Origin of the sequence: Alkalihalobacillus sp. MEB130 (assembly GCF_032335535.1) — a bacterium.
Taxonomy (GTDB): domain Bacteria; phylum Bacillota; class Bacilli; order Bacillales; family Bacillaceae_D; genus Halalkalibacter.
Map to the genome: position 1 here is coordinate 304135 of NZ_JAOANA010000001.1, position 25716 is coordinate 329850.

The 25716-nt window shown below is 40.6% G+C and carries 21 protein-coding genes; 3 read left to right on the forward strand and 18 right to left on the reverse strand.

The features are described from left to right. Positions 1–218: 218 nt before the first annotated feature. From N0O92_RS01500 to N0O92_RS01535, 8 genes are all read right to left on the reverse strand, one after another. Positions 219–953, reverse strand: coding sequence for a sulfite exporter TauE/SafE family protein (locus N0O92_RS01500; protein ID WP_315612833.1), 735 nt, complete (start codon positions 951–953; stop codon positions 219–221). Between the two features lie 61 nt (positions 954–1014). After that, positions 1015–3570 carry a putative bifunctional diguanylate cyclase/phosphodiesterase gene (locus N0O92_RS01505; RefSeq protein ID WP_315612834.1) on the reverse strand — a complete coding sequence of 852 codons (2556 nt, stop codon included), beginning with the start codon at positions 3568–3570 and terminating at the stop codon, positions 1015–1017. Between the two features lie 104 nt (positions 3571–3674). Next, positions 3675–4424 carry an alpha/beta fold hydrolase gene (locus N0O92_RS01510; protein WP_315612835.1) on the reverse strand — a complete coding sequence of 250 codons (750 nt, stop codon included), beginning with the start codon at positions 4422–4424 and terminating at the stop codon, positions 3675–3677. An 84-nt stretch (positions 4425–4508) separates the two neighbouring features. Continuing rightward, a complete protein-coding gene (locus tag N0O92_RS01515; RefSeq protein ID WP_315612836.1) occupies positions 4509–4994 on the reverse strand; it encodes a hypothetical protein in 486 nt (161 codons plus the stop codon). Between the two features lie 16 nt (positions 4995–5010). Continuing rightward, positions 5011–5928 carry a nuclease-related domain-containing protein gene (locus tag N0O92_RS01520; RefSeq protein WP_315612901.1) on the reverse strand — a complete coding sequence of 306 codons (918 nt, stop codon included), beginning with the start codon at positions 5926–5928 and terminating at the stop codon, positions 5011–5013. A gap of 72 nt (positions 5929–6000) precedes the next feature. Next, positions 6001–7122: an alanine racemase gene (gene alr / locus N0O92_RS01525; protein ID WP_315612837.1), complete on the reverse strand. Its 1122-nt coding sequence runs from the start codon at positions 7120–7122 to the stop codon at positions 6001–6003. Positions 7123–7197: 75 nt separating this feature from the next. Next, positions 7198–8334, reverse strand: coding sequence for an alanine dehydrogenase (gene ald, locus N0O92_RS01530; RefSeq protein ID WP_315612838.1), 1137 nt, complete (start codon positions 8332–8334; stop codon positions 7198–7200). 134 nt (positions 8335–8468) lie between these two features. Then, the gene (locus N0O92_RS01535) at positions 8469–9701 is read right to left on the reverse strand and encodes a PucR family transcriptional regulator (RefSeq protein ID WP_315612839.1); all 1233 of its coding nucleotides are present in this window, start codon (positions 9699–9701) and stop codon (positions 8469–8471) included. A 175-nt stretch (positions 9702–9876) separates the two neighbouring features. On the opposite strand from N0O92_RS01535, the gene N0O92_RS01540 reads away from it, so the two are divergent. The 3 genes from N0O92_RS01540 to N0O92_RS01550 all read left to right on the forward strand — a co-directional run bounded on the left by N0O92_RS01540 (position 9877) and on the right by N0O92_RS01550 (position 13240). After that, positions 9877–11298 carry an alanine/glycine:cation symporter family protein gene (locus N0O92_RS01540; protein WP_315612840.1) on the forward strand — a complete coding sequence of 474 codons (1422 nt, stop codon included), beginning with the start codon at positions 9877–9879 and terminating at the stop codon, positions 11296–11298. A gap of 195 nt (positions 11299–11493) precedes the next feature. Further along, complete coding sequence (locus tag N0O92_RS01545) at positions 11494–11622, forward strand: hypothetical protein (RefSeq protein ID WP_315612841.1); 129 nt, start codon at positions 11494–11496, stop codon at positions 11620–11622. A 622-nt stretch (positions 11623–12244) separates the two neighbouring features. Further along, a complete protein-coding gene (locus N0O92_RS01550; RefSeq protein ID WP_315612842.1) occupies positions 12245–13240 on the forward strand; it encodes a C39 family peptidase in 996 nt (331 codons plus the stop codon). Between the two features lie 36 nt (positions 13241–13276). Here N0O92_RS01550 and asnB read toward each other — a convergent pair whose 3' ends face one another. From asnB to N0O92_RS01600, 10 genes are all read right to left on the reverse strand, one after another. Then, positions 13277–15154, reverse strand: a complete 1878-nt coding sequence (gene asnB / locus N0O92_RS01555; RefSeq protein WP_315612843.1) for an asparagine synthase (glutamine-hydrolyzing) — start codon at positions 15152–15154, stop codon at positions 13277–13279. 477 nt (positions 15155–15631) lie between these two features. Then, positions 15632–16966: a TRAP transporter large permease gene (locus N0O92_RS01560; RefSeq protein ID WP_315612844.1), complete on the reverse strand. Its 1335-nt coding sequence runs from the start codon at positions 16964–16966 to the stop codon at positions 15632–15634. Further along, a complete protein-coding gene (locus tag N0O92_RS01565; protein ID WP_315612845.1) occupies positions 16963–17451 on the reverse strand; it encodes a TRAP transporter small permease in 489 nt (162 codons plus the stop codon). Before N0O92_RS01565 ends, N0O92_RS01560 begins: the two co-directional genes overlap by 4 nt. 71 nt (positions 17452–17522) lie before the next feature. After that, positions 17523–18551 (reverse strand): DctP family TRAP transporter solute-binding subunit, encoded by a 1029-nt coding sequence (locus N0O92_RS01570; RefSeq protein WP_315612846.1) that lies wholly within the window; start codon positions 18549–18551, stop codon positions 17523–17525. A 508-nt stretch (positions 18552–19059) separates the two neighbouring features. Continuing rightward, positions 19060–19212: a hypothetical protein gene (locus N0O92_RS01575; RefSeq protein WP_315612847.1), complete on the reverse strand. Its 153-nt coding sequence runs from the start codon at positions 19210–19212 to the stop codon at positions 19060–19062. Positions 19213–19224: 12 nt separating this feature from the next. Next, on the reverse strand, positions 19225–20727 hold the full coding sequence (locus N0O92_RS01580; RefSeq protein WP_315612848.1) for a sodium:solute symporter family transporter: 1503 nt from the start codon (positions 20725–20727) through the stop codon (positions 19225–19227). A 48-nt stretch (positions 20728–20775) separates the two neighbouring features. Beyond that, a complete protein-coding gene (locus N0O92_RS01585) occupies positions 20776–21573 on the reverse strand; it encodes a carbon-nitrogen hydrolase family protein (RefSeq protein WP_315612849.1) in 798 nt (265 codons plus the stop codon). Between the two features lie 746 nt (positions 21574–22319). Continuing rightward, complete coding sequence (locus N0O92_RS01590) at positions 22320–23414, reverse strand: IS110 family RNA-guided transposase (protein ID WP_315612850.1); 1095 nt, start codon at positions 23412–23414, stop codon at positions 22320–22322. A gap of 7 nt (positions 23415–23421) precedes the next feature. Next, positions 23422–23643, reverse strand: a complete 222-nt coding sequence (locus tag N0O92_RS01595) for a hypothetical protein (RefSeq protein WP_315612851.1) — start codon at positions 23641–23643, stop codon at positions 23422–23424. A 159-nt stretch (positions 23644–23802) separates the two neighbouring features. Next, entirely contained in the window at positions 23803–25065 is a 1263-nt protein-coding gene (locus N0O92_RS01600; protein WP_315612852.1) for a hypothetical protein, read from the reverse strand. Positions 25066–25716: the final 651 nt, after the last annotated feature.

Below are 25716 nucleotides of genomic sequence, written 5' to 3' on the forward strand. Positions count from 1 at the left end.
CGCAAACACCCGGTCGCCATATTTATGTGAATATCTCATCTTTTCAATCGTAAAAACTCGAACTCAAGCTGTGGATACCTTTATTATGTGGAAAAAAGGCTGGATAACCTCACAATTATCCACTAATGGTGGAGAAAACCGATATTTTTTCGTATCACAAAATCGTACCTATCCACAACAAACTGGGCTCGACAAATCTCGGGTGGTGACAGGCACCTTTATAACACCAAATTCACAGCCGCTATCGCCACAACAACCGCAGCGATCTTCTTAATATTTGCTTGTGACAGCTTCGCAAAAAAGTGCACCCCTATTCGCGAACCGATAAGGACACTCACAAGCCCGACCAAGAAATAACCGAAAAACTCCCACGAAAAGTCACCATTAACCCCATGCATCACAATCGTGATCATAGCTGTCATCACAAACGTTACTTGAAGATTGGCACTATACGCATACTTATTGCTGTGAAAGACCAAAAGAAAGTAAAACACAAAGAACGGCCCCCCTACAGCAAAAACACCACCTACCAGCCCTCCGCAAAATCCAAGTGCAATCGGCAGCCATGTTCCATTTACCTTTGCAGCATCCGGTTTCGGCGGCTTGCTACAAAACAAATACATGACAACACCCATTAAAAATATTCCGAGAAACACCTTTAAAATGTCCTCTTCTCCGTACGAATTCAATACAAAAAATCCACCAACTCGCCCTACTAACGCAGCAGACAAGATCACAATCAGCGAACGCCACTGAATATGCTTATACAATTGCGCGGCGATACTCACCGATAACACAAAAGCGAGCGAGACCACAAGAAGCGTGCTTTCTTTTACCGTAAACAGTAATGGCAGAAAGCCCATAGCCAAAAGACCGAACCCAAACCCACTAACTCCTTGAATAAAACTCCCAAATAACAGGATTAAAAACACAAAAACGAACTCTAGTAACATAGCATAGCGAACCTTTCTTACCTTACATGCACAATCCGTTTCAACAAGACAAAGCTAAAGACTAGACCCCGCTTAACGACGACGAATCTGTTCCCCCGCCCCACCATTGCTCAAACTCTTCTGCGCTAACAGGCTTACTAAATAAATACCCCTGCATATAATAACATTGATTCTTCATCAGAAGCTCTTTTTGGTACTCTTTTTCTACACCTTCAGCTATCACATCTAGGTGCAAAGTCCGCGCTAGACTCATAACCGCCTCGGCAATTTCAGAATTGCTTTGATCCTCATTGATATCCTGAATAAAGGATCGGTCAATTTTCAAGCAATTAATCGGCAACGACTTCAAGTAGCTTAATGACGAGTAGCCCTTTCCAAAATCATCAATCGATATAGAAATCCCAAGCTCTTGCAAATTCTCGAGCGCTCTAATCGTTTCCTTCGTATTAAAAAGCAACGTACTCTCCGTTATTTCAACTTCAAAATAGTTCGGTGCTAATTGATATTTTGCTAGAATGTCTTTCACCTGCTTGACCAAAGAACAAGGATCTTGAAATTGTTTAGCGGAAAAATTCACTGCTAAACTTAGAGGCTCTTCTCGTTGTTTATTCCACTTTGCAACTTGAAAACAGGCTTTCTTCATCGCTATTTCCCATAACGGATGAATTAATCCTGTTTCCTCTGCGACACCAATAAACACATCCGGCGAAACAAACCCTAGCTCCTCATCCGTCCACCTTAGGAGAGCTTCCACTCCTGTAAGCTGATTCGTCCGGGCATCGATTTTCGGCTGATAAAACACCTCAACCAACTCTTCTTTAATCGCCTTTCTGAGCCTTGCTTCAATCCGAAGCTTTCTATTTTTTTCTATACTAATTTCTTCATCATAAATAACAGCCTGATTTCCGTCTAGTTTTTTCGCGGCATACATCGCACGATCTGCATACACCATGAGCGTGTCCACCTGATCTGTATGGTCTGGATACAAACTTATACCACAACTAGCACTAACAAAAACTTCATGCTCGCCGATCACATACGGCTGGTTGATCGAAGCGACCAATCTATTCGCTTTTTCTATAACTTTTTCTTCATCAAGGCCGCTACATAATATAACAAACTCATCTCCACCTTGTCTCGTCAGAATACTGCTCTCACTCGGTAGACAGCTCTTAATCCGCTCTGAAATGAGTTGAATTAACTGATCGCCTTTCGCATGACCTAACGTATCGTTTACATCTTTAAACCGATCAATATCAATAAACAAAACAGCGAGCATCTCTCCCGTTTGTTTCGCTTGATCCATACGCTCTGTTAATTCTTCTTGAAAATACCTTATGTTATAGAGCCCTGTTAGCGGATCATGGTCCGCTTGAAACTGAATCACTTCCTGGCTTTTTTTCAAATCTGTAATATAGCTTTGCAACGACTTGGATAATGCATTTACATTTTGCGAAAGATGTCCTAGTTCATCTTTCCGCTTCAAAATCACTTCTCCCCCAAAGTTCCCTTGTGCAATGTCATTAACCTTTTCGTCAATATAGCCAATCGGCCTCGTAATCGAACGCGAGAAGATTGTGCTCGTCACTAACACAAGAACAATAAACGGAATCGAAAGTAGAATGTGCTGCATCAGCTCGTCTCGAAGTTCTGCCTGAATCAAACCATAATCGTACGAAATCCCAATCACATACGGATCTTGCGAATCTGTATCAATCGGAACAAACGTTTTAGCAACAAGTTTTCCATTCATCTCATCCGTATAATTTTGAGGTTGTCCTGTTTTTACCGCCTGCTCCACCATCGCCACATCGGCATCTTGATTTTCAAATTCGTACGTTCCATACCAGATCGGCTGATCCGCTATTCGAATAAAATTCCCTCCACTAAAATTCCGTACAATCGTTTCTTGGCCAAAATTTTCCGGATTAAAAACCGTTAACTCAAGAACACCATCTAATTTATCTGTGAAACGTTCCATAATATTGGCCGGACCAAACAACTTCTCATATTCTAAAACTTGCTCGTCCCTAAAATAAGGATTAATTATATAATTCGTAGTTCCATCATGAAAATAACCCCATTTATCCGTATGATCCGGATTGCTCGAAGCTACCTCCGTTGGACCGGACCAATAGTTCTCTAGGGCTAGCCCCTCTTCCACAGAAACAGGCGTCACCAAGAACAATTGCTGAAAAGCCTCATACCAAAATTCCCACTGATTCGTAGACATATCAATCTCATGAAGATCAGACGATTTTACACCAATAATATCATCTTCTGTCTCCGCTAATAACGTAATATGAGAGACCATCAGCTCGTCAGCCAGCTGGACAAGCTGTTCATTTGTCACATCTTCATAGTTAGGAGGCAGGGCGTATTTTGCAGCAATTGACGCCGTACGCAACTCCCTCGCTAACATATCCTCGACATAAAGGGCACCATTTTTCGCGTTTTCCACCTGATACGAAACTTCTTGAGTAATCAGGTTAATTTCTCTTTCATTAAAATCTAGTAATTTCGCCTTCGACCGCTCATAATGCAGAACACTATTCGCAATTAATACACATAGTACCAACGAGGTAAACAGCAAAGGTAGTTTTTTCTTGATAGACAAAATGGTACCTCCTAATAAACGTATTAAACAAAAAAATCCCCTACACTGACTTAGAACGATGGGTCCATATTTCGTCAGCGCAAAGGAAAGGCCACCTCGCCATCTTAAGCAATCACTTGTAACGACATGCCTTGCAAATATTTATGAAAAACAGAAAGAAACTGCTCATGCTGATGAACATGCGCAACATGTCCAGCACCCATGATCTCCGCGTACTCAATATATGGGTTCAATGTCTTTAAATCTGGAAGAGTTGCTTTATACAAATCATCATATTCTCCCATAACCCATAAAATCGGTACCCGGATTTTCGACAAAACCGTTCTTGAATCAAAATCTAAGTGAACGCGTAACGCTGTTTCAAAAAGCACTGGATCTAACTGTAACGTATATTTTATAAAAATAGATTCCGAGTCTTCCGGAATATGCTCTTTATTCGGATTCAGCAAGCGCGCGCATCGCTTCACCCAAACATTATATTCGAAAAGTGATTTTTCTTCCAACAACGTTACTACATTCGTATAAAATTGCGAAGGAGCCTGACAACAATAGCCCCCAACAAACGTCAAACTAATGACCATATCAGGATATCTCTCCGTAAAAGCAGCGGCCACGATACAGCCGTAGCTCAAGGAACATAAATGAGCTTTTTCAATGTTTGCTTTCCTGAATTGCCGATAAAGCTGTTCAATGAAAAAATCCAAAACCAACGGCTCTTTAGACTCTAGATCAGCAGGATCATAATAGTCATACGCGATACAATGATACTGCTCCTCCAACCTATCTATTTCCCTTTTGAAAGCATGTTGATTTCCTATCATTCCATGTAAGAATATGATTGCTTCTTTTTCCATCACGCTACCTCTACTCCGACCCAGAATTATCCCACAATAGTTATTTACGATGAGTAAACTACTCTTATTTTAAGCTACAGTTCATTATATTCTTGTCTCTGAAACAAGTAAAATGCAATATATGGTTGGTATATACAGCACAAGCGGGAACTCAGAAATCGTACGTCTCCTTTGTTTCCCGAAATCCACTACTAGCTCCATTTCAGGAATCTTACGTCCCCTCCGTTTCCCGAAATCCACTACTAGCTCCATTTCAGGAATCATACCTCCTCTCCGTTTCCCGAAATCCACCACATGCTCGTTTTCAGGAATCATACCTCCTCTCCGTTTCCCGAAATCCACCACATGCTCAGTTTCGGGAATCATACCTCCTCTCCGTTTCCCGAAATTCACAGCAACCTCGTTTTCAGGAATCATACCTCCTCTCCGTTTCCCGAAATCCACCACATGCTCAGTTTCGGGAATCATACCTCCTCTCCGTTTCCCGAAATTCACAGCAACCTCGTTTTCAGGAATCATACGCCCTCTCCGTTTCCCGAGATCCACCGCTAGCTCAATTTCAGGAATCATACGTCCAGGCTCCTACTCAATCATGATTAACATAATAAGCCGATCTACCATGTCCCATATACTTGTAGTTTTTTGATAGAACCGTCCAAATTACTTTTTTAGAACAAATTTCATTACACCAATCATAAATAGTTTCTGTCGTTATTTTTTTATCCGGGAACAGTCTTGTAAATTCTTCTATATTTCGTAATACTGCTGCAATAATGTTCTCTGTCCAACCACAACTGGTACATAGAAATGTTTTTCGGCTGGCAAAAGAGGTATAGAAAGTTTGACAATGTGGGCATGGGATTCCTTTTTGTAAGGAAGCATAGTTGTACTCGGGGAGCCGGGTGTAAGGTGATTCCGGGAGATGAAGAGATAATAGTTTTTCCGCTAATTTGGAATGGGTGTCTTTTAATTTTGTTGGCTTTTTGTTTAGCTTCGTAATGAAGCGTTTAAGCTGATTTGGATGAATAATGGGTAAATTAAGGGGTGCTTGATACAAAGTAAATTCGGGATGGACAAAGACTAGGTATGATTCAATAGGATAGGTTATTCGATGTTCCTGAAGCAGTTGCCTCAGTAGCGATTCGTTTCTTCTTAACTGAAGGAGGGGGTTTTTCATTTCTTTTTTGGCGGCTGAATACCATCTTTCTTCTTCAATAATAAAGTCGCCTTCGTAATTTTTAATTTCAAAGAGGTACAAAGTAGTGGAGGTTAGCATGAAGGAATCAATCTGGAAAAGCGTGTTGTTACATTCAAGTAACAAATCATTTAAAAAAATCCTCCCGCCATCAAAAAGGGGCTTCATCCACTCATCAAAAATCAACTCACCTTCGTAGCCTTTTTCAAGGTTCATATAGTACTGTTCAGTTTGAGCCCCTAAATCCATACGAGCGTATAATGACCTTAGCATCAATAGTTCTAACGATTCAGAGCGTTGTTTCATCATCAATAGCACATACCTCCTACCTTTTTCTTTATAATAAAATCTAATTAATAAATTAACAACAACAAAAAACCCTTAGTTATGCACTAAGAGCTTTTCATAATACCTTGGCACGCGTTTACTAATCGAACAAACTACTTCATAATTGATCGTTCCCACTATTTCAGCCATATCATCAATTAGAAATTCAACACGTTCCCCCACCTGGACATCAGCATGATCGGTTACATCAATCATCGTTTGATCCATACAAACTCGCCCGATAATCGGAGCTTTTTCCCCCTTCACTAAAGCAAAGCCTTTATTAGACAAAGCTCGCGACAATCCATCAGCGTAGCCTATAGGCAGAGTAGCAATGGTACGTTGGGTTGGCAATTTATGAGTACGGCCATAACTAATAAACTGTCCTTCACCCAGCTCTCGTACTGACACAATACTAGAAAAAAGTCGCATCGCTTGCTTTAGTGTGATCGGCATTTGTAGGGACGGATCCGGTTTTAACCCGTACAAACTTATGCCAACTCGAACCATGTCAAGGTGTTTATCTTTATGTAATAGAGTGCCGGCGCTATTACAGCAATGTTTTAGTCGGATCGATACTCCCTCATCTTCTAGTGTCCGAATAAAGGAAGTGAACCGATCAAATTGTTGATCCGTATAGGTTGAGGAAAGGTTGTCCGCTTCAGCAAAGTGAGTAAATACCCCTTCGATCTCAATATTTTTATGACAAAAAAGCGGTAAAGCGAGATCGAGCAATTCCCCCGTCGTTTGAACACCGACTCGTCCCATGCCTGTTTCCACTTTTATATGAACGCTAATAGACTTTTGCTCTATGTTAGCAAGCTCGATTAACGCATCACGTACGTCAGATGAGAAGACTGTAATTAAAATATTATTTCTGATCGCTTCTTTCAGCGCGTCTGGTGCCGTGTAGCCTAAAACAAGAATGGGTGCGTCTATCCCTGCGTTCCTAAGCTCTAATGCTTCATCTAAAATCGCGACACCTAAGTACGTAGCACCGCCGCGTAAGGCTGCCTTCGCTACTTCGGTCGCCCCATGGCCATAGCCGTCTCCTTTGACGACCGCCATCAGCTGGCAATTTGGTGGATGTAACCAGTTTTTAAAAGTCGCTGCGTTTTTTTCGATCGCCTCCAATGAGACCTCGGCAAATGTCTTTCGATAGCTGCTCCATTTCATGTCGTGGAACTCCTCACTGTCTGAATAACAGACCCTCTCCAACAAAAATTAGAGAGGGCCTACATGAACTTTTTATTATGCTAAAACTGTTTCGCTACTGAAAAGCGCATCCTCAACAGAGACAAGCTCATACCCAAGGTCACGAGCAACAGCGTTGTACGTGACATGCCCGTTTGCTACGTTCACTCCAAGTGCTAGTGCTTGGTTTTCTGCTACTGCTTGCGCGACCCCTTTGTTTGCAATTTGCAAAGCATAAGGAATCGTAACGTTTGTTAACCCAAGCGTTGACGTACGCGGAACAGCACCTGGCATATTCGCTACAGCATAATGAACAACACCATGCTTTGTGTAGGTTGGGTTATCATGAGTCGTGATTTCATCTGCTGTTTCAATGATTCCGCCTTGGTCAACAGCTACATCAACCACAACAGCACCTGGTGCCATCGATTTAATCATTTCCTCCGTTACAAGCTTAGGCGCTTTTGCCCCTGGAATAAGGACCGCACCGATCACAAGATCCGATTCTTTCACTGCTTCTGCAATGTTTAGTGGGTTCGACATTAATGTTTGAATGTCATTTCCGAACTGATCGTCAAGTTGACGAAGACGATCTGCACTTAAGTCGATGATCGTTACATCCGCACCAAGTCCAATCGCAATTTTAGCTGCATTCGTTCCAACAACACCGCCACCGATAATCGTTACTTTTCCACGTTTTACTCCAGGTACGCCTGATAAAAGAATGCCTTTTCCACCTTTAGGTTTCTCTAGGAATTGAGCCCCTACTTGCGCTGCCATACGACCAGCTACTTCACTCATTGGAGTGAGCAATGGTAGAGTGCGGTTCACTTCGACCGTTTCATACGCAATCGCAATAACGCCACTGTCAACAAGCGCTTGCGCCAATTTTGGCTCGGCAGCTAAGTGTAAGTATGTGAATAAAATCAGACCTTTGCGGAAATAGCCGTACTCTGAGCTTAATGGTTCTTTTACTTTCATAACCATGTCGGCTTTCGCCCACACATCTTGTGCTTCATCAATCATCGTCGCACCAGCAGCTGTATAATCAGCATCTTCAAAGCCACTGCCAATTCCTGCGCTTTTTTCTATTAAAATTTCATGCCCGCTCTTTGTAAGTGCAACCACACCAGCTGGCGTGATCGCTACACGATTTTCGTTATTTTTAATTTCCTTTGGAATACCAATAATCATTCTGTCGTCCTCCTCAAAGGGATTTAGTTTCTATATCGCTAGTATAAATCGTAGAGGAGAAGAGCGCATTGTGGGCAATACCAAAACATGAAAGCGTTCATTTGTTGATTTTGACAAATCGTCTTAGCTAACCGCTATTCGCACTTGAAAAGCTTTATATCTAAATAAAGACCAAACTTTTGTACAGGATCTTTTAATTGAATCGATGTAATTTCTTGTATTCTTTTTAGACGGTACGTTAACGTGTTAACATGGCAATGAAGTGCTTTGGCTGCTTCATTCATATTGCCATCTTTATTTAAGATCACTTCTAATGTTTCTAGCAAATTCGTTCGATTGTCTTCGTCATAGCTTTGAAGCTTTTGAATCACTGGACTCACAGGATAGTCGCGAATTTCCTCTGTTTTTTTCAATAGATCAATATAACGGAACACACCTAGTTCATGGTAAAACCTCACATGTGGGAGCTCTTCTGGAAACGCTCGTTTAAATGCAATCACTTTGGCCGCCTCATCGTAACTTCTCTTAATATAGTTATAATTTTCATAGATATATCCGCACCCTGACTGGAGATTGGCAATTCCGAATCGCTCTTTTACTTGAGCCTTAAAGGTATCAATAAAATCTGTTACATCGCTCACTTCCTTTTTTGGTGAAGAAGGCGAAATAAGCAAGATGAGTTGATTTTCATCAAGTGTCTCGATGAGAATCGTCACTTTTTGAATCGTTTTCGCCGTATAAACTACCTTCTTATATAACTCTTGATTCATAGACTCAAAGGTAACTATGATGATTCCTAAAGGCTTATTTCCGTGTAGCCCGATATTTGAAAGTTGATCTGCAATCATTTGATGGCTCTCTATATCTCCGGTAATGATTTGCCAAAGCAGTTCTTGGTGATTTTTTTCTTTTTTCTTCTTTTGAAGATTTAGTTGAAGCAGTTGGTTCTTCGCTTTGCTCGCTATTAGCTTTAAATCAGCAAGGTCTTGTTCATTTAATGTACATCCCACTTCTGATACCCAAATATAGCCGAGTACCTCTTGGTTGGAACGAATGGAAATAGCCACTCGGTTTCCTAGACCGATATCACCGATTTCAGGAATGACAAGTGGTTCATCACTTTGATTAAGAGTGGGGATGACACCTTCTTTCCAGAAACGATGAATCACTCGCTCCGGAACACGCCGGCCAATGATCGTTGAGATCCTAGCCGCATCCGTCCCCTCATCATGAGAACTATAGGCTAGGAGGTGATGATTCGCATCTTCAATGGTCACAGGACATTGAAACCGTTCGCTAATTGCATCAACAAACTCCTCTAATGAATCAAATGGACGATAAAACTTCTGCCTATTTTCGCCGCTCATCTATGTAAAACACCTTCTTCCAATTGTTGAAAAATCTCATTGTTTGTTTAAAAAAGACAAATAAAACGCTTTCATTTTGTAAAAATTCACAAACTGTTACCATTCTTACTATGTTAGAATAGCATAAGCAGGAACATCACAGCAATTGAAAGCGTTATCTTATAGGAGGAGTTTTATGGATATCTTAGAGATACTAGGAAGAATCAATGGTGTGTTATGGGGGCCGCCCAGTTTAATTTTATTATTTGGGACAGGCTTATTTTTGACCATCGTTCTAAAAGGATTACAGTTTCGCAGACTTATTTATGCGTTTAAAATTGGATTTGGAAAAGAAGATAGCAAAGACGCAGCAGCTGAGGGCGATGTTAGTCATTTTAAAGCACTAATGACCGCACTTGCTGCAACAATCGGTAACGGAAATATCGCCGGAGTAGCAACCGCGATCACACTCGGTGGACCTGGTGCGATTTTCTGGATGTGGATTGTTGGTTTGCTAGGTATGGCGACAAAGTACGGTGAGGCCTTGCTTGCTGTAAAATACCGTGTGAAAAATGAAAATGGCGAATACTCAAGTGGACCAATGTACTACATTGAGCGAGGGCTCGGTCGGAAGTTTAAAATGTTGGCTATCGCATTCGCTTTATTCGGTGCATTTGCTGCTTTAGGAATCGGAAATAGTGTACAGTCAAACACGATCGCGGATGTAACGAGCAATAGCTTTGGTATGCCGAATTGGCTAACGGGAGTCATTTTAGTCTTGCTTGTTGGTATCATTATTTTTGGTGGAATTCAACGAATTAGTGCAGTTGCTAGTTTCTTCGTTCCGATCATGGCTTTCCTTTACATGGGTGGAGCGATTTTAATTTTGATTTTAAATTATGATATGATCTTCCCGGCATTTGAACTTATTTTCTATTATGCATTTAACCCTGTTGCGGCAGCAGGTGGCTTCTTAGGTGTCGTTGTTTCTGAAGCCATTCGTAACGGTGTGGCTCGCGGGATTTTCTCTAACGAAGCAGGTCTTGGTACAGCCGCACTAATTGCCGGTAACGCACGTGCTGATCATCCTGTAAAACAAGCTCTTGTTGCGATGACAGGTACGTTCATCGTTACCATCATTGTTTGTACGATGACAGGATTAACCCTTCTTATTACAGGATTCTGGGACCCTTCAGGCGGATTGCTATCTGGCGTCGCTCACGATGGAACTCTTGAAGGCGGAGCATTAACAAGTGCAGCATTCGGATCCGTTCTTGGTGTAGTCGGAGAATACATTGTTGCCTTCTCAGTTATCTTCTTCGGATTCTCAACCATTGTTGGTTGGTACATTTACGGAGAGAAGTGCTTTGAATATTTAGTTGGTTCAAAAGGAATTGCAGGCTACCGCCTAGTTTACATCGGAGCTTGTGGTGTTGGAACCATCGCAAACCTCGCTACCGTTTGGGCGTTTGCGGATATGGCTAATGCCTTAATGATGATTCCAAACTTAGTCGCTCTTCTCCTTCTATGGAAAGTCATTGTCGCAGAAACAAATGACTACTTTAACAACTTCTATGAAAATGCGAAAGTAGCTTCTGTAGAGAGAAAGATTGGTTAATGGAGTTTGTGGGGCAGGAGTAGAACAGCGGAAGGACCTTAGCTACTTTCTACTTTGATGGATGGTATAGTTGTGGATATGTCGGGATCCATGGCATTCATCTATAGAAAATGCTGTGTATATCTCAAAAAAGGTGGATAACCCTCTGTATAAATAGGGGTTTATCCACCTTTTGTTTATAATGAGGCTGTTTTTTTGAGCGGTGACTTTGGCGGTAATCCACAGATTGCTGGGGTGTGTGGAGCAGTGGGTGGTGGACTAGGTTATGTGATTTATGAAACTGGTTATAAGGGGGGGATATGGAGAGTCATTGGGCTCTATTGATTCCTGAAATTAGGCTCGAGGGGGATTTTAGGAACCATTTGGCGCTTATGATTCCCGAAACTTGTCTCGAATGAAATTTTGAGAGTCATACTACCCCTTTGATTCCCCCAAACTCGCCTCAAGCGAAATTTCAGGAATCATACTGCCCCTTTGATTCCCCAAACTCGTCTCAAGCGAAATTTCGGGAATCATACTACCCCTTTGATTCCCCAAATTCGCCTCGAGCGAAATTTCGGGAATCATACTACCCCTTTGATTCCCCAAATTCGCCTCAAGCGAAATTTCGGGAATCATACTGCCCCTTTGATTCCCCAAACTCACCTCGAGCGAAATTTCGGGAATCATACTGCCCTTTTGATTCCCCAAACTCGCCTCAAGCGAAATTTCGGGAATCATACTGCCTCTTTGATTCCCCACTCTTCAAACGAAGCCATTGCTTTTTCTCTTTCACCAAAGTCAAAATGCTCTACTTAATCTCTATTTTTTGTGTCCCCCCTTTGAACGTTGGCAAACATGGCCCCACGTTACAAATTTCGCCAAATTCCGGGTGGTGACAGGCACCCCCTCATCTGCGTATAATGATCCTGATGCTAACCTTCGATCCTACTGAGGTGATCTATTTTTGTTCTTAGCTATTCTCGTTATTATCATTATTACAATTTGTGTCCTGTTACTCATTTTCTTTAGTAATGTATTAAAAGCACATGTCCTCATAAAGAAAAGCATACTCGTCTTTTCCTTTCTCACATTGTGTGTTAGTTGTATTGCTTTGTATTATCATATGAAAAGCAGCGATTATCAGTTTGAACTACCTACATTTGAACAGTTCAATTTAGCTAATGTCTTCCACTTTGATGAAAAGAAAACGTCTTATAGCGTTTATCACCAAGGCAATTATTTAGAAGGGTTTTCTACTTTTGAAGAGGCTGTTAACTGGGCGAGTCAAAAAGAAGGGCGTCAAGTTCATTATGATACAATCGGCTCCCTTGTTTGGGAGGATATTAAACAAAAGCCCCAAACAGTCATGCTCGATGTCCCACTCATTAGTCAGCTGCCTGAATTGCCTCGAGGCTGCGAAGTAACAAGCTTAGCAATGCTTTTAACTTACGCAGGTCATGAAGTAGATAAAATGGTGTTAGCCGAAGAAGTGGTGAAAGATGAGACTCCATATGAAGTAAAAAATGGCGAGACGCACTTTGGAAATCCGTACCGTGGATTTGTCGGCGATATGTACAATAGGAATAATCCTGGGTACGGAGTGTACCATGAACCCATTGCCTTGCTTGCCGAACAATATAAACCGAGTCAAGTCGTTGATATGACAGGAGCAGAGTTCGACCAAATTCTTTATCCTTTATTAAAAGGAAGACCCATATGGATTATTACAAACACAAGGTATTCAAAGCTTCCTGACAGTGCATTTCAAACGTGGCAAACACCTGATGGTCCAATCGATATTACGTATCACGAACATTCTGTAGTCATTACAGGATACGATCAAGACTATATTTACTTCAATGATCCGCTGCAACCAAAGAAAAACCGAAAAGCCAAAATAGACCCCTTCAAGGAAGCATGGATCCAAATGGGTCGTCAGGCAATCACCTATACGAACTAAACAAAGAGCACCGATAAACATCAGTGCTCTTCCTCATCAAACATAAACTAACGACTTAGACTCTTTCCCTTGATTAAAGTCATATTTACCCTCAACAAAAATTTGATGCCAAAGCATAAAACAAAGGACCGTCCAAATCTTTCTGCTAAAGTCTCCTTTTCCTTGGCAGTGAGACTCCATCAGCTGCAGAACATAGTTCTTATTAATAAGATAGTCCGTATTGCTCTCTTGAATCAGATTCATTGCCCAGTCATGAATCTCATCCTTAAGCCAGTGTCTAATTGGAACTGGGAAGCCTAGCTTACGTCTCATTAATACATGTTCAGGGACCACTTCTCTCATCGCCTCACGCAATGCTAGCTTGGTCGTATGTTTTGTCACCTTATCTCCAATCGTAAGCGTCGAAGCAACATCAAACACTTTCTTGTCCAAAAACGGAACACGTAATTCAAGCGAGTTGGCCATCGTCATCTTATCGGCTTTGACCAAAATGTCTCCGCGTAACCATGTGTGCATATCGATATATTGCATCTTCTCAATGTCATGGTAGTCTTTTACTCTCGCATAGATCGGAGCCGTAACATTCGTATATTTGTTAGTTGGATCATATTGTTTCAACAACATCGACTTTTGAAACTCGGTCATGATTTTGGCATTTCCAAAATATCGTTCTTCAATCGGCGTACAGCCTCGCTCAACAAAGCTTTTCCCTTTTACATCAGGAAACTTTTGCGTAATTAATTTTAAAATGTCTTTTCCTTTGTGAGGCAAATATGAAAACCCTCTTAAAGATTGCGGCTCTCTATAAATGTTATAGCCGCCAAATAACTCATCTGCGCCCTCTCCAGATAACACGACTTTCACATGCTTTCTCGCTTCTCGCGCAACAAAATATAATGGGATAGCAGCCGGGTCTGCCAAAGGTTCATCCATATGCCAGATGATTTTCGGTAATTCCTTGATGTATTCGTCTGGTGTAATGGTGTACGAAATATTTTCGACACCGAGCTTTTCAGCGGTCTCTTTTGCCACATCAACTTCACTAAAGCCATTACGTTCAAACCCGACTGTAAACGTTTTGATTTTCGGATTTAGTTGTTTCGCTAAAGCAACCACACAGGATGAATCAATGCCGCCAGATAAAAACGAACCAACTGGTACATCGCTCCGCATATGAATCCCAACCGATTCTTTCATTGTTTCGAGAATTAACTTTTTCTTTTCTTCAAAATCACTGTTAACCGGCTTGAACGTCGGCTGCCAATACTTCTTGATTTCCATTGGCTCGTTCATTTTTTTCGTAAAATAAGAACCCGGCTCAAGTTTTTTAATACCCTCGGCAATGGTATTCGGTTCAGGCACATATTGATACGTCATATAATGTTGCAAACTTCCATTATTCACCTTCGTTGTTTTGTCTAAGTACATAAGGGACTTTGATTCGGATGAACAGTAAACTGAATCTCCTTCTTCCCGATAGAAAAAAGGCTTGATACCAAAGTGATCTCTCGCACCAAAGGCTTCTTTCTTTTCCTTATCCCAAATAATAAAGGCAAACATCCCACGCAAATGTTGAACAACTTCTTTTCCTTTTGCACTATACATGGCAATGATCGTTTCTGTATCAGATGATGTTTGGAACGTATAACCTTCTTGGATGAGTTGCTCTCTTAACTCAACATAATTGTATATTTCACCATTAAAAATGATCCAATAGCGCTCATTTTCATAAGATAGAGGCTGGTGTCCTCCTTCTAAATCAATAATGCTTAATCTCTTAAACACAAATTTACAAATATCATCACTATAATAACGGGTATCATCAGGGCCACGATGAGTAATTAAGCTGCCCATTTTTTCTAACTCTGTTTGGCTAACGTTTTCAGCCCCAATCAGTCCAACAAATCCGCACATAATTTTACTCCCTTTAATAGAAAATTCCACATTTTAACCCTTTTAGATCGTACTTTATTACTCAGCTTTTGACAATATGGTTGCCATAAATCGGAAGCACAGGCACAAAATTTCTTATATATATATATTACCTTCCCCAATTTGTCAAAAATCAATCAGAGCGACAAGGGGACTTGTTTCTCTTCCTATAATCCACTCACTCTCTTGAAGATATGACGTATCTTTTCGAACCTAGGATTCACTTTTTCATAAAAATTAGGGAAACTCGGCGATATCTCTAACAATGAATCTGATGTGAGCCAAAAAAACCAGGTCATCATAGACCTAGCGAATGGGTATTTAAAGAAGGAGAACAAAATTGTTTCGTTCCCCTTCCCTTCTTAAGCCTTTTTTCTTTCAACACAAAATCAACAAGCAAGCTTCAAGTAGTGTCCTAATAGGAAGCTTGACCAACCACAGGCACCCCAATAACACCCTCTACATCCCCAACAAATCAGGCAGCCAGTTCGACAGCGCCGGAATAAACGTTATCATCAATAACACAATAATGGAAGCCACCAAAAACGGCAGAATCCCCCTCGTTATATCCTTCAGAGGAACTTTGGCTATCCCACTAGCTACATATAAATTCAGTCCAACTGGTGGAGTGAATAACCCAATTGCTAAGTTGACGGTCATAAATACACCAAATGTCGTTGGATCGACCCCAATTTCAAGCATAATTGGAAGTAAGATTGGGACAAGTAAGTAAAACGCTGAAATTGCATCGATAAAGGCACCGATGACGAGTAAGCAGATCGTGACCATTAATAAGATAATAATTTTATTCGTCGTAATCGACAGCATCGCTTCTGAAATCGTTTGGGCAATTTGATTCGTTGTTACCATGTACGAAAACACCGAAGCGGCACCAACAATGAGCATAACAACGGCTGTTTGGACTGACGCATCGATCAAAATTTTAGGTAAATGCGTCAACTTCAAATCACGGTATAAAAACAGACCGACAACAAGAGCATAGAACACCGCCACAACGGCTGCTTCTGTTGGTGTGAAAATTCCTCCGTAAATTCCACCTAAAATAATAACGGGAATTAACAAACCCCAAATCGCTCTATATAATGCTTTAAACACTTCTTTCCAAGATGCTTTTTCCACAGGCACGGTTGCTGCAACCTCGATACCTTCTGATTCTTTCTCACCTTGGCCGTAACTACGCTTCACAAACATTGCTGCAACAACAAGCGCAGCTGCTAATAAGAGTCCTGGGATAATCCCTGCAATAAACAAGCGGCTAATGGTGATCGGAACTATGTCATTGGCTACTACTGCAAAAACGATGAACGCAATACTCGGAGGGATGATAATTCCAATCGAACCCGAACTTGCGACAAGAGCTGCAGATATGTGTTTAGGGAAACCGCTTTTAACAAGAGCCGGAATGAGAATCGTCCCAATCGCCGCAACGGTCGCTGGACCTGATCCAGAAATGGCAGCAAAGAAAAGCGCTGTAATCACAGTAACCAATACGATTCCATTTTTTCGATGTCCGACACAAACATTCGCAAAATCAATCAAACGCCTTGAAATACCTGCATACTCCATAATGACCCCAGCTAAAATGAAAAAAGGAATGGCGAGCAAGGTAAAGGAAGAAATGGAGGAATACATGACACTTGGCAAAAGCGCAAGTGAATCAAATCCATTATTGATCAACAACACAAACAACGATGATAAACCAAGCGCAATCGCTACCGGAATATTTAAAAATACAAGAAGGAAAAAGAGTCCAAATAATAAGATCGCTGTCATGTCGTCGTGTTCTCCTCTCCTTTAATTTGCTCTTTAAGGGATAAAACCGTTGCCTCAATCGTCCGGATGATACAAAGCAAACAACCAATCGGCATCATAATTGTAAAAATCCATTGCGGCCACCCTAAAGCAGGCGTCATCCGATTTCTAGCCATTTGCGTCATGACCAAATCAATCCCAAAATAAAGAACCGCACTAAAAAACAAAAGCACTAGCGCTGAACTAAAGAGCGCCAGGAACACTCTCTTAAAACCGATAAGACGATCGTAAATTAACGTAAACCCTAAATGAGCCCCCCGCTTCACACCAATCGAAGCTCCTACAAAGGTAAGCAAGACAAAAAGATTGACCGTAATCTCTTCTGTATAGGAAATAGACGAATTAAGAAAATAACGGGACAAAACATTGGCAAAGGTCAAAACGGACATCGTTCCTAAGGCTAAAACAACCAATGTATATTCTACATAACTAAGCATTCTGCTCATTCTCTTCACTCCCCTTTAGCCTTTTTTCTAAAAAAAGGATGAATGAATCGCTTCATTCATCCTGCTCTTTTTTAGCGGAACGAATTTAATAAGTCCGCTCCCCAAACACTTTCATATTTTTCATAAACAGGCTCAACCGCTTGACGGAACAATTCTAGCTCGTCCTCTGTTGGCTCATAAAATTCAACGCCTTGTTCCTGTAACTCAGCAATTTGATCCGCTTCTCTTTCTCTTGCAACTTGAATTTGAAGAGCATTTGCTTCTACTGCTGCTGTTCGTAAAATCTCTTGATCTTCGGCACTCATTGATTCAAATAGATCTTTATTAATTCCTAAAACAATTGGATCATACGAATAGTTCCATAGAGTAATGTAATCTTGCACTTCAGCTAACTGTGCAGAGTGGAACACATCGATTGGATTTTCCTGAGCATCAATCGTTCCTTGTTGCAATGACGTGAATACTTCAGAGAATGTCATCGTCGTCGGGTCTGCTCCTAGCTCTCTAAACAAATCTGTGTACATGCTAATTCCAGGGATACGGACTTTCATATTCTCTAGATCAGCAGGTGTCTGGATTGGGTGTTGGCTGTTTGAAATTTGTCGGAACCCATTTTGCCCAAATCCAAGTGGCTCTACGTTGTTTTCTCGTAAAATTTCGTTAATCGCTTCTCCACCAGCTCCAGCTAACGCTTCATCCGTAGCTTCCAAATCTGTAAATAAAAATGGTGCACTTAACACGCCAAATCTCTCATCCATAATGGAGTAAATAATGGTAGAGTTATATGACATATCAATGAGACCATTCATCAATTGTTCAACAGTCCCAGCAGAATCTCCACCAGCTAATTGTTCATTTGTATAAACCGTAATGTTAATACGACCATCAGATGCTTCTTTTACATCATCAGCTAACTTTTGAGCACCCTCATACCATGATGTGTTATTTCCTACTGTGATCGACATTTTTAAATCATAGCTTTCTCCTTCAGCACCTTCATTTGAGACACTGTCTTCACCTGTCGCCTCATCAGAGCTACCACATGCCGTCAACACAACTGCAAGCGCTAACAAGATGACCCACTTTGATAATTTTTTCATGATTCTCTCCCCTAATCTCTTTTTATGTTTGATATCACCACTAGAAGCAGTGTGATTCCCTCGGTATGTAATCCATGTTTCTATCAAAAAAGAGACGACCGCCACACAATAGGTAGCAATCATCTCTCATTCTTATTAAAAATAGAGTCATTCTCTAACCCTTATACTCATTAAGATCGATTGCCTATTCTAGTTGTTTGACATCATGCCATCTGGCTCTGATTGGCCTCCTTATTCGTGAGAACAGCTTGTCTAGCTATTATGTAAGAGATACTACTTATCTGAATAGTTAGATATTCTATCGACATATAAATTCTAGTTAAAATGTTCGGATTTGTCAATTAATTTCTAACATTTTCACTTATTAAACATTTATTCCAAACGAAGTCAGGGAAAAACAAAAAGGCATGAGTCCGATTCACGATCGAACTCATGCATAGGAGCTTCCTTCTAATTCATGTCTTGCTTTATTGCTCCGGTTCACTCCCTCCATTCACGTCCCTTTCCCTTACACATCTATCGTCTTATCGCGACCCTTCTTCACACCCTTTATCTGAGAAAACAATTCCTTCAATGAAACAACGGCGATAAAGAGCATACCTAACCCGCCCCAAATAAAAACAACCCAATAATAAAACGTAAAAGCCTCAAATGACATCATCTGCATCCACCCCTACCCAATAGTTTTCACTTCATGTTCAGGTGTATAATCTTTCAATTTACTGTAATCATAGGTTTGTTTTACAAACGGAAGAGAAGCCAAAATGATGACAAACGGCAATCCCAACGCAAGAATGTTCCCAACAAACCAATTCAACTCATCATCTGGTATCATAAAGTAAGCTAGCAAACCAGCAGTTAAACCGACCACCATGGAAAGAAACGCGACTTTGGCATTGAGCTTCGGAAGCCATAATCCGAGAATTAATGATGCCGTAGGTGCGGCAAATAAAATTCCACTAAAAATATCAATTTCTAAAAGTGATACTCCATCAAGCATCATTGCACTAACACCAATCACAACCCCACAAAGAAGCGTGATGTATTTTCCAAACTTCGCCTGTTGTTTCTCTGTTGATTTTTTGTTGATGTATCTCTTATAAAAGTCAATCGTAAACATCGCCTGAACACCAGCTAATCCGTTCCCACCAGTTGTTAAACCCGCCATAAAAATGAGGATAACGAACAATACGGACCCATAATTCCCTAAGAAATAATGAAAAATGTACGGTGCTGCCCCTGTTGCAACAGCCAATTCATCCGCGGAAACATTAAGCGCAAACACACTACCACCAATTACATTTCCAAAGATAATAGGAATTGGAAGCCACGCAACAATCGTTCCAATTAAATAAGCCCAAAATAAATTCCTAGAACTAGCAGAAGCTTGGGCCGTAGAGTAATACCCTTGACTTAAAACAACCTGCCCCATCGCAATCACAACAGCTGCCATCCCGTACCGAAGTCCTGAAGGTGCAAAGAAATTCAATGCATCTGGATTATAATTAGGATTCGTTGGATCAGTTGCTGCACTATGAAGGCCTTGATAAATTGTCTCAAGTCCAATTTCTTTAATAATAAAAGGAACCGTAATAAAAACCACTAACATAATAACGAAAAACTGAAAAAGAGAATTGTAAATAGAACCTCTAAGCCCCGCAATTGCAATGAACCCTGCAAATAAAATCGAACAAACAAAAGCAATAAATTTATAATTAATGCCAAAAGCATACTCAAAAGAATAAGCAATTCCAACCGCCTGCATCACACAAACATAAAGAACCAACGCCACACCAAAAACAAAAAAGACATTCGCTAGCTTGGTCCCATAACGCTCTCTTACAAATTCAATAAACGTTGTCGTTTTCGGCATAATTTTTCGCAAACGTAAAGCAATCGGAATAAATACTAAAAATGGAACAATCGCTCCCCATCCGTAGTTAAACCCACCACTAACCCCAAACCATACTCCCGCTTCCGCAGATGCCATAATGGTCCCCGTCCATACCCAAGCGACAAACACACTTGCCGCAACAAAACCAAAAGGAACTCGTCTCCCTGCCGTTAACAACTCATCCACATTTCCTAACGCATTTTTCTTATGAATCCGCAATGCGATCCCAATTAGAATGACGGTAAACAACACCAAAATGAGATATCCTAAGCCAGCACTCATAGACAACCTCCTTATGATTGAAAATTCTGTCATTTACAGTTAAAAAAATTAGATTTTTTTCGTTAAATCCTTGTAGCTACTCGGCTTGCGATCCTTATGATAATAAAAATCCGTTCTAGCTTTAGAAATTAGCTGAAGATCCATCTCAACTAAATAGCTTGATTCCGTCTGATTTCCTAATACAAGTAATTTCCCAAAAGGGTTAGCTGCAGCACTTTCACCAAAGAAATAAGTGGATTCCTCCAAACCGATTTGGTTCGTCGTTGCCACAAAAACTTGATTCTCTGCTGCTCTACTTTGAATATAAATTTGCTGAGAATGTTCAAGTGGCGACATATTAGCCGTTGGAGCTAAGATTATGTCCGCCCCTTTTAATGCCAATGTTCTAGCCACTTCAGGAAACTCTGAATCATAACAAATCATCATCCCAATCTTCCCGATATCCGTCTCCCACACATAATAATCCTCGCCAGCCGAGAAATACTTGCTCTCCTCATCCCACAAATGGACTTTCTGATAGGTCCCAATGACCGACCCCTCCGAGTCAATCATACAAGCAGAATTATAAACAGTTCCATCCTTCTTCTCCGGAAAACCAAAAACGGTTTTCACTTGATACTGCTTTGCCCACTGACAAACTTGCCTTATGCTTTCTCCATCCTCAATCGACTCAGCCAAATCGACGGTTTTGTCTCTTGTAAAATAACCAGTTAACGCCAACTCCGGAAACAAAACTAAATCTGCTCCCTTTTCTGAAGCTTCTTTCATATACGCTTCAAATGTTCTCAGATTTGCCTCCTTATCATGTAAAACAGGTGTTATTTGCGCTAATAAAATCTTAGGCATGGTGACCTCCTCACGACGATATCGCCTCATCTTAATTGATATAACTTCTGGCAGAGTGTGAAAATCAATAGTACACAATAAAAACTTATGCTCCCTATATTTTTTATAGTACAAGTCAAAATGGGACAGCTCTTACCGTTGTAAAGAAGAGTACCATTCGGCGGAAACTCTATCATTAGTTCTGGAAGATTTAGTCACATTAATTCTTTTAGAAGAACGGGCAAGATTAGTTCCTAGTTCCTTGCCTACTAACTCTCAATTATCATTGCCTGACCTATATCTTTCTTGCTTCGCAGTATGGTAGATTACCTTCTAACCTCGCTGTTCTCTATTGGATTGAAACTTGATAGATAAAGGGAAATACGAAAAGAGTGACTCGATTCTTGAGTCACTCTCCATTCTACAATTCCCGACAAAACTCGGGTGGTGACAGCGTACTATGTCAATAAGTTTTTAGCGAAAAATGCGCAAACTTAATAAACTCACGTTATAATTTCAAAAAAAATCCAATAAGCAACTGACAGAAAGCTTTATAAATGAGTCTCACTCTTCTCGGACTTGAAAGGAATCTTTCCTCGCTTCAATACTACAGGGATGCAACCTGGTTAGTTCAGGAATCTTAGTCGTAACGTACAATTCGCATTTGTAGGACGAGATGAATCATGCTGTCACTCGAGGTCACTGCCTCCGGCACCCAGTCGATTTTCCTCAGTCCCAAAGGAGAAGACTCATTATTTAGGTGATTACTATGCTGCAGTTACAATTTCATAGAACGTTGACATTTTCGTATACCGCAGCTTGTCTTTCATCATTTTCAAATACTGATAAGATTGATCTTTTGTTTCATAGACCATTCGATTTTTTAGCATCGCAAATGCGATACGTATAAACTTATTCCCTAATGCAATATAAGCTTTTCTTTGATGCTTTCCTCTATTTCTTAACTCTTCATAATAAGGCCGTAGGTCTTTATTATGTTGAGCTAACCCTTTTCCAATTGTATAAACGATAAAGCGAAGGTGCTTGTTGCCCTGTTTAGAAATTCGGCCATAGAAGTCTTCTAGACCACCCGATTGTATGACAATCGGGTTGGTCCCAGCTTTTTTTATGATTTGTCCGGCGTGATCAAAGTGAGAAATATCGCCAACTTCACTATAAAATTCAGCTGCTGTAGTGACACCTATCCCTGGAACACTAAGTAGTAACCGGCCTTCGGTTTGTAAAAGAACTTGTTCAATTTCCTTGTTTAATAGCTTTACACTTTCATTAAGATATCCTATGTTCTTCAAAGCTAGGTTCAGTAATAATAATTCTGCTCGAACTTCGTCCTTCGGCCTAGATAAACTCTCTCTGGCTACATAGAGTAGACCTTCTATAGTTGACTCCCTAAGCTTCAAATTATGATCCACAGAAAGATTACGAATATCCTCATGACTTAGTGATAAGATGTCTTCTGGATGAGGATAATTCTCCATGAAAAACAACGAAGACTTTCCCCAAAAATCACTAAACAAAAGCGTCTTACTAGGTCGGTTATTCTCAACCCTCACATAACCCTGGTACTCTCTCCAGATCTTATCCATAAGTGTCCGAATCTCCACTTTGACTTTCGCTCGTTTTTGAACTTCTTTCCTTCTTGCCCTTGTTAGAGTCCTTAATTGCTGATGTTTCCCTGTTGGTAATCGGTTCTCAGTACCTTTGTTTTGGATGATCACTTGTGAGATTGCTTCGAGGTCAAGGTCGTCCGTTTTACTCCAGTTCAACGAACTGGCTCTTTCCTCATGAGTTGTAGCCGCATTGATTATGGTCACTCCATAACCTAAAGCTCCCAACTCTCTCACAATATCCTCATAATAATGACCTGTTGCTTCTATTATTAACTCCGAAGAACATTGGCTTCATTAACACATCTCCAAAGTAATTACACACCATTACTTTTTGAAAAAACTTGGCGGCATCTATGGCTATAATTAATACCCGTTCTAGATCCACACCTCTTAACTCAGATCGGAATTGACTTCCTTTCTTTCCTCTAATATGATTAGACTTAGCTTTATATTTACGCCCCATGTGACTTCACACTCCAGTTTTTAGTATGTGATGAGGCTTCCCGTCAGGTAGCTTTATCTTACTACATGAAGTCGCTGGGGTCTTTTTTGTCCTCTTGCTCCTCTCCAAAACTAGTATTAGATGATTCGACATCTATTATCTAATACACCAGGTACCGGCTTACGCTAGCTCCCTCGTCTTCACAATCAAAAAGATCAAAAAGCCTACTAACACAAATCCAAATCCAATCATCATGTTATTGAAAGCATTGGTTGAAGTAGCAGGTAATACTTGATCATTGATTACGCGTTTCACGGTTGCCGCAGTAGCAGAGACATCCTTTGCTCCTCCTGCTTGTCCAGCCCCTGCAACAGCTGATCCTCCAGCCTCACTCTGAGAGCCATTTGCTCCAGCTACACCTTGACCTGCATTAGAACCTCCTGCGTTAGAACCACCTTCAGCAGATCCTCCCGCTTCAGAACCATCCGCTCCCGATTCGTCTGATTCTCTCGGTTCAGAACCCCCATTTTCAGGTTCTTCACGTTCTTCACGTTCTTCAGATCCTTCTGAGCCACCAGTTCCCCCTGTTACAGGTTCTTCTACATTTTCTATCTCATACACCCCATAAATACCAAGGCGGTTTACAATTACGGTTACTTCGCCCGTTTCTTGATCGTATGAAACAGGGACCATAACTTCTTGTTGATTTCCTTCTTCATCGATATATACCACTCTTATGTTATCCCAGTTCGTTACACCACTAGGATTAATCATAAACGTTAACGTGACAGGCGCTGCTTCAAATTCATTAATAGAAGCAAGGCCTGAATCTGTCTCATAAAAGATAGAAATATCATATAAATTACTTAGAAGACCCTCATTATTTTTATTTTTGATCTCCTCAAAAACATCTCCAAAGTGAACTATAACGTTCCAATCTACCAATAATGGAGCAACAGGTACTCGTGCTATTACAGAGACACGGTTCAGTAAAATAGAACTATCCTCTTCCAATAGTCTTAAAACTTCTCTTGATAGTTCAATCGTTCTCCCTTGTTGATCTAACACATATACTCTCGTAGACTCATCGTATATAAAATCATATTCATTATCTGCATAAACATAGTCGGCAACTCCACCAGTTTCATAGACATCGTCCGTTACACCGTCATCTTCATAAACATCATCTGCTACATCTTGTTCATACACATCTTCGTTTTCTCTACTTCCTCCATAAACGTCCTCTGTCACTCCAGAATAAACGTCATCCCTCACCCCGACACTTTCATATACGTCATCCGTTACTCCACCGTATACGTCTGCCCGCACACTTTCACCAGAAGTACTCGTAATGGCAAAAGCAGTTGTTGCGCCAAACGAAGCAACGATCAGGGAAAATGCTGTGAATCCACTAATAAAAGATAGTTTGCTGCTTTTCTTCATGTTGTCGTCTCCTTCTTTAACTATCGCTTCCTTATAAACTAGCGTTCGAACCCCTTCACAGATAATTGTGTAAAAGATTCCTCTTTCTAGTAAATATATAGTTAATATTACCCAAATTATTAATTTTTGTCTATATTCAATAACAAAAAAGAAAGACCGAATTCCATCACGATTTAGACATACGAGACAAGTTAAATAACCCCAAACACTACTATATTAAAGGACATTAGATAGTTCCTTCTTATAAAGATAGAATTCATACTGTATTAAATAGACAACTCATACCATCTCTTTTACATAGTCATATAGTCCCTACTGATACAAGAGGAGGATTTTTCATATATTGAAGACAGGTTCATGCTTCAAATCGAACTACACAACATGAAATCTGTAAGCCAACCTAATAAAATTCACCAAAGGTTGCGCAGAACCCCTGGCCACCAGCAGCGATTTAGCAGATTTGCGCCAAAACGAAGACCATATGCGGCAAATTCCAAGTAATATGCGGCTATCTAAAAATTTATGCGGAAAAATCGCCATCCTATGCGGCTAATCAGAAATATATGCGTTTCAGAACTGTTCAGGTTCTCCCTCTTACTGGCACCACCCTAAAGTTAGATTTCTCAATTCCTCCCCATCCCAAGTTGAAAT

What these genes read in the sequence shown, in the direction of transcription:
- N0O92_RS01580 (WP_315612848.1), bottom strand. Translation starts at nt 20,727, where the DNA reads ATGAGTGCTGGCTTAGGATATCTCATTTTGGTGTTGTTTACCGTCATT.
- N0O92_RS01500 (WP_315612833.1), bottom strand. Translation starts at nt 953, where the DNA reads ATGTTACTAGAGTTCGTTTTTGTGTTTTTAATCCTGTTATTTGGGAGT.
- ald (WP_315612838.1), bottom strand. Translation starts at nt 8,334, where the DNA reads ATGATTATTGGTATTCCAAAGGAAATTAAAAATAACGAAAATCGTGTA.
- N0O92_RS01540 (WP_315612840.1), top strand. Translation starts at nt 9,877, where the DNA reads ATGGATATCTTAGAGATACTAGGAAGAATCAATGGTGTGTTATGGGGG.
- N0O92_RS01515 (WP_315612836.1), bottom strand. Translation starts at nt 4,994, where the DNA reads ATGATTCCTGAAATTGAGCTAGCGGTGGATCTCGGGAAACGGAGAGGG.
- alr (WP_315612837.1), bottom strand. Translation starts at nt 7,122, where the DNA reads ATGAAATGGAGCAGCTATCGAAAGACATTTGCCGAGGTCTCATTGGAG.
- N0O92_RS01560 (WP_315612844.1), bottom strand. Translation starts at nt 16,966, where the DNA reads ATGACAGCGATCTTATTATTTGGACTCTTTTTCCTTCTTGTATTTTTA.
- N0O92_RS01575 (WP_315612847.1), bottom strand. Translation starts at nt 19,212, where the DNA reads ATGATGTCATTTGAGGCTTTTACGTTTTATTATTGGGTTGTTTTTATT.
- N0O92_RS01565 (WP_315612845.1), bottom strand. Translation starts at nt 17,451, where the DNA reads ATGAGCAGAATGCTTAGTTATGTAGAATATACATTGGTTGTTTTAGCC.
- N0O92_RS01520 (WP_315612901.1), bottom strand. Translation starts at nt 5,928, where the DNA reads ATGATGAAACAACGCTCTGAATCGTTAGAACTATTGATGCTAAGGTCA.
- N0O92_RS01570 (WP_315612846.1), bottom strand. Translation starts at nt 18,551, where the DNA reads ATGAAAAAATTATCAAAGTGGGTCATCTTGTTAGCGCTTGCAGTTGTG.
- N0O92_RS01535 (WP_315612839.1), bottom strand. Translation starts at nt 9,701, where the DNA reads ATGAGCGGCGAAAATAGGCAGAAGTTTTATCGTCCATTTGATTCATTA.
- N0O92_RS01510 (WP_315612835.1), bottom strand. Translation starts at nt 4,424, where the DNA reads ATGGAAAAAGAAGCAATCATATTCTTACATGGAATGATAGGAAATCAA.
- N0O92_RS01595 (WP_315612851.1), bottom strand. Translation starts at nt 23,643, where the DNA reads ATGGGGCGTAAATATAAAGCTAAGTCTAATCATATTAGAGGAAAGAAA.
- N0O92_RS01600 (WP_315612852.1), bottom strand. Translation starts at nt 25,065, where the DNA reads ATGAAGAAAAGCAGCAAACTATCTTTTATTAGTGGATTCACAGCATTT.
- asnB (WP_315612843.1), bottom strand. Translation starts at nt 15,154, where the DNA reads ATGTGCGGATTTGTTGGACTGATTGGGGCTGAAAACGTTAGCCAAACA.
- N0O92_RS01585 (WP_315612849.1), bottom strand. Translation starts at nt 21,573, where the DNA reads ATGCCTAAGATTTTATTAGCGCAAATAACACCTGTTTTACATGATAAG.